Source organism: Crocosphaera sp. UHCC 0190 (genome assembly GCF_034932065.1).
GTDB lineage: Bacteria > Cyanobacteriota > Cyanobacteriia > Cyanobacteriales > Microcystaceae > UHCC-0190.
Genome location: NZ_JAYGHP010000034.1, coordinates 1 through 3494 on the forward strand (window position 1 = coordinate 1; position 3494 = coordinate 3494).

Here is a 3494-nt window from a genome sequence, read left to right on the forward strand (position 1 = left end):
TACTTAACTCAAATAGGGTTCTTTCTTGCTCAGATGTTAAAAATACTCTTAAAGGAGGAGATGACATTATTTGATCTATTTCTTGACTAACTCTATTAACATACTTTTGGAATTTTTTTTAGCGATCGCCTGAAAAATCTTAACATAAGTTAACACAGTGCTGCTTATTTATGTCCGACTACTTAGTAAATACGTTATTACCCTTTTGGCAACTGGGTTTAACCCCTATTAGCTGCTTGACTTCTGAGGTTGAGAGTATCCAGTGAAGTTCCTGCGCTTGTTCAAGGGAATTGTTATAACCAATGGGGTCAATCGGTTGTAATCGAGAAGCAATCGCACTTCCCAACACTTCAATAATCTCTAGTAATTCCTCACGACTCATTTGTGTTGTTTGTTGTGTCGTGAGTTGTGTTGTCTGAGTTGTGTTGTCTAGAGCGTTACCGTTATCATTAACTTCTATGTGTGTTGTAACTGAGGTAACAGGTGTGTAGTTTTTGAGGCTGCCCCCATTTTTAAGGTGCTGATCCAAGTCGTCCAATTGTTGGATCATTTGTTCGGTAGCGTAAGCCTTACCGTCGTCATCTTTGGGTAATTTTAGTCCCACAGCTTCTAAACGAGAGTAGAGAGATTTACGAGATTGAAGGGAATAGCGGTCACATAATTCTTTGACAAACATGGTGTGTTGTCTTCGGGTAACAGGTGTGTTCTACATTAAGATTAAGATCAAATAGGGACAAATTAGAATACAAAGGTCATCGGTTGTCACTTGACAACCAGAAAGGATAGGCATTATTGTTGTATGTGTATGAAACGATATGACAAAAAAACACCCTAACAAAGACATACGGGCTGCCTTGGACTACGCACAGCAAAAAGGCTGGCGCATAATGGAAGGTGGTTCTCATGCTTGGGGGAAAATGTATTGTCCTTACAACAATTCTGAATGCAGATGCGGGGAATTTTGTATAACTAGCATTTGGAGTACCCCGAAAAATCCAACGAATCATGCAAAACAGATACGTCGAGTAGTAGATAACTGTATTTATCAAAGAGAAACAGAGAACTAGGGGAAGGAGAAAACCATTAATGGGAGAATATGAATTTACGTTAAAATTTGAGCTTCCAGACCAAAATATAGATCCTGAGATTTACGTTGATCAATTGTATGAGTCAGGGTGTGACGATGCCTTGATTGGAATTGGGAAAAAGGGGTATATTGCCCTGGATTTTATAAGAGAATCGAACAATGCTTATGATGCCCTATCTAGTGCCATAGAGAATGTTTTAAAGGTTATCCCGCAAGCTAATATTGTTGAAGCAAAACCTGACTTTGTGGGAATAACAGATCTAGCTAAACTTTTAGGTTGCACCCGACAGAATATCCAAAAGTTAATGTCAAAAGACAATTCAAAGTGTCCTCATGCTGTTTATGGGGGGTCGCAATCTATTTGGCATTTAGCAGATCTTCTGACTTGGTTAGTTGAAGAGCAAGATTATCAAATTGAAGAATCGTTGATAGAAATGGCTAAAACAACCTTAAAATTGAATCTAGCCAAACAAACCTTATCACTGGCTCCCGATTGGCCCGAAAAATTCCAAACTTTGGTAGGATCTAAGTAATTTTAGAGAATAATCTTCAAATTGATTATCAGGGGAGAAGGGATATTTTGGAGCAAGATAATAATCCTTTTGCGGTGATTGTGGCTGCCCATTTAACAACACAGCAAACCAACCAAGATCCATCTGGTCGTTATCAAGGAAAATTGAGGATAGCCAAGAGTTTGTATCAACGGGAATATAGCAGACAGGATATCAAGCGAGTTATTCAGGCTGATTGATTGGATGATGAGTTTACCAGAGTCCATCGAAAGTGAATTTAAACAGGAAATTAGAAGTTACGAGGAGGATTTACAAATGCCCTATGTTACCAGTGTTGAGCGGTTAGCACGTCAGGAGGGTGTTCTCCAACAAAAACGGGAGGTTGACTTCAAGAGGTTTGTTGACCTATACTGTATCTTGTAGGATACAGTTGCCCAATGGAATCGACGATTGAAATCAAGCTCTTGGAGACTGATGAGGGAAAAGTCCCGTTTGAAGAATGGTACGATTCGCTTAAGGATAAAGTAACCAAGGTGCGAGTTCGACGGCGTTTAGATCGAATCGAACTAGGCAACTTTGGGGATACCGAATCAGTAGGGTTCGGGGTTTACGAGTTACGACTTCATTTTGGAGCAGGATATCGAGTTTATTTTGCGCGTGTCGGAAATACGGTCATTGTTCTTGTCGGGGGCGGTGACAAAAGTAGCCAAAAGAAGGACATCGCCCAAGCCAAAGCTATATGGAGGGAATATAAGGATGAAGCTCAAAAGTATGTACGAAAGCTTGGATCGTGACTTACAAGATCCAGAATATGTGGCTTTCTATCTCAATGATGCGCTGCATGAAGGCTCACCTGAAGAGTTTTATCTCGCTTTGAGAAATGTCATAAAAGCCAATCAAGGGATGAGTCAAGTGGCGGACTCAACTGAGCTAGGAAGGGAAAGTCTCTACAAGGCACTAAGCGAGTCAGGGAATCCACAATTTTCAACGGTAAGCAAAATCGTCGGGGCTTTGGGCTTACAAATCTCCATTGAACCCGTGATGAATGCCTCCTAAGTAAGTTTTGGGACAGTGGCTCATCGATTCTATGGGACAATAGGCAGTGAGAACTGTTTCTTGAACGAGTTATTTTGTTCCATCTCGCTTATTGAGGAGTTAACTAAAATGGCGACTTTAACCATTCGTTTACCCGATGACAAGCACTACCGATTAAAAGAGCTTGCCCAAGCTAGAGGCATCAGTGTCAACAAGTTAATTGAAGAACTTTCGACCATCGCTTTAGCTGAATTTGATGCCTATTGTCGATTTAGAGCGATGGCCGCCAAGGGAAATCCAGAAGAAGGGTTAAGACTCTTGGAAAAACTTGATGCGCTAACCAATTGACTATGATTTAAACTAAATGTATGCCCCAAAGAGATAGGATTCACAGTTTAGTTAAACAAGCGATTATCAAAGAGGGTTGGTTGGTTACAGATGACCCTTATGTTATCTCCTATGGTGAGCGATTTTTGTTTGTTGATTTGGGAGCAACTTTATCAAATGGATTTTCTGAAATTGAAGGGCAGTTTATTGGTGCTGCCAAGGGTTCGAGTCTTATTGCTATTGAGATTAAGGAGTTTCGCAGTAAGTCGGTTATTGCTGATTTAGAACAGGCAATTGGTCAATATGTTCTCTATAGTTTGTTGTTAAATCAAGTTGACCCCCAACGGGAAATTTATCTGGCTATTACGGATATTACTTATGATGAAATCTTCAGTGAACCGATTGGTAAGTAGTCGGACATAAATAAACAACACTATGTTAAGAACTATTAAGGAGACAAGCAAGCTGTTAACTCATACTGAAACAATCAGGAATTTTCTTGGCAGAAAAAGTCAGATAAATATCGAAACTAA

The 3494-nt window shown here is 40.0% G+C and carries 9 protein-coding genes; 8 read left to right on the forward strand and 1 reads right to left on the reverse strand.

Annotation, left to right across the window (positions count from 1 at the left end):
• Positions 1–178: 178 nt before the first annotated feature.
• Entirely contained in the window at positions 179–676 is a 498-nt protein-coding gene (locus VB715_RS21835; protein WP_323303302.1) for a hypothetical protein, read from the reverse strand.
• Positions 677–815: 139 nt separating this feature from the next.
• On the opposite strand from VB715_RS21835, the gene VB715_RS22015 reads away from it, so the two are divergent.
• From VB715_RS22015 to VB715_RS21870, 8 genes are all read left to right on the forward strand, one after another.
• The gene (locus VB715_RS22015; RefSeq protein ID WP_416336969.1) at positions 816–1067 is read left to right on the forward strand and encodes a hypothetical protein; all 252 of its coding nucleotides are present in this window, start codon (positions 816–818) and stop codon (positions 1065–1067) included.
• Positions 1068–1086: 19 nt separating this feature from the next.
• Positions 1087–1620 carry a DNA-binding protein gene (locus tag VB715_RS21840; RefSeq protein WP_323303303.1) on the forward strand — a complete coding sequence of 178 codons (534 nt, stop codon included), beginning with the start codon at positions 1087–1089 and terminating at the stop codon, positions 1618–1620.
• Positions 1621–1667: 47 nt separating this feature from the next.
• On the forward strand, positions 1668–1838 hold the full coding sequence (locus VB715_RS21845) for a hypothetical protein (RefSeq protein ID WP_323303304.1): 171 nt from the start codon (positions 1668–1670) through the stop codon (positions 1836–1838).
• A gap of 4 nt (positions 1839–1842) precedes the next feature.
• A complete protein-coding gene (locus tag VB715_RS21850) occupies positions 1843–2022 on the forward strand; it encodes a hypothetical protein (protein WP_323303305.1) in 180 nt (59 codons plus the stop codon).
• Between the two features lie 14 nt (positions 2023–2036).
• Positions 2037–2393, forward strand: coding sequence for a type II toxin-antitoxin system RelE/ParE family toxin (locus VB715_RS21855; RefSeq protein ID WP_323303306.1), 357 nt, complete (start codon positions 2037–2039; stop codon positions 2391–2393).
• Positions 2371–2655, forward strand: coding sequence for an addiction module antidote protein (locus tag VB715_RS21860; RefSeq protein ID WP_323303307.1), 285 nt, complete (start codon positions 2371–2373; stop codon positions 2653–2655). The genes VB715_RS21855 and VB715_RS21860 overlap by 23 nt, the downstream gene beginning before the upstream one ends.
• A 108-nt stretch (positions 2656–2763) precedes the next feature.
• Positions 2764–2982, forward strand: a complete 219-nt coding sequence (locus VB715_RS21865; protein ID WP_323303308.1) for a toxin-antitoxin system HicB family antitoxin — start codon at positions 2764–2766, stop codon at positions 2980–2982.
• A gap of 20 nt (positions 2983–3002) precedes the next feature.
• Positions 3003–3374, forward strand: coding sequence for an element excision factor XisH family protein (locus tag VB715_RS21870; RefSeq protein WP_323303309.1), 372 nt, complete (start codon positions 3003–3005; stop codon positions 3372–3374).
• Positions 3375–3494: the final 120 nt, after the last annotated feature.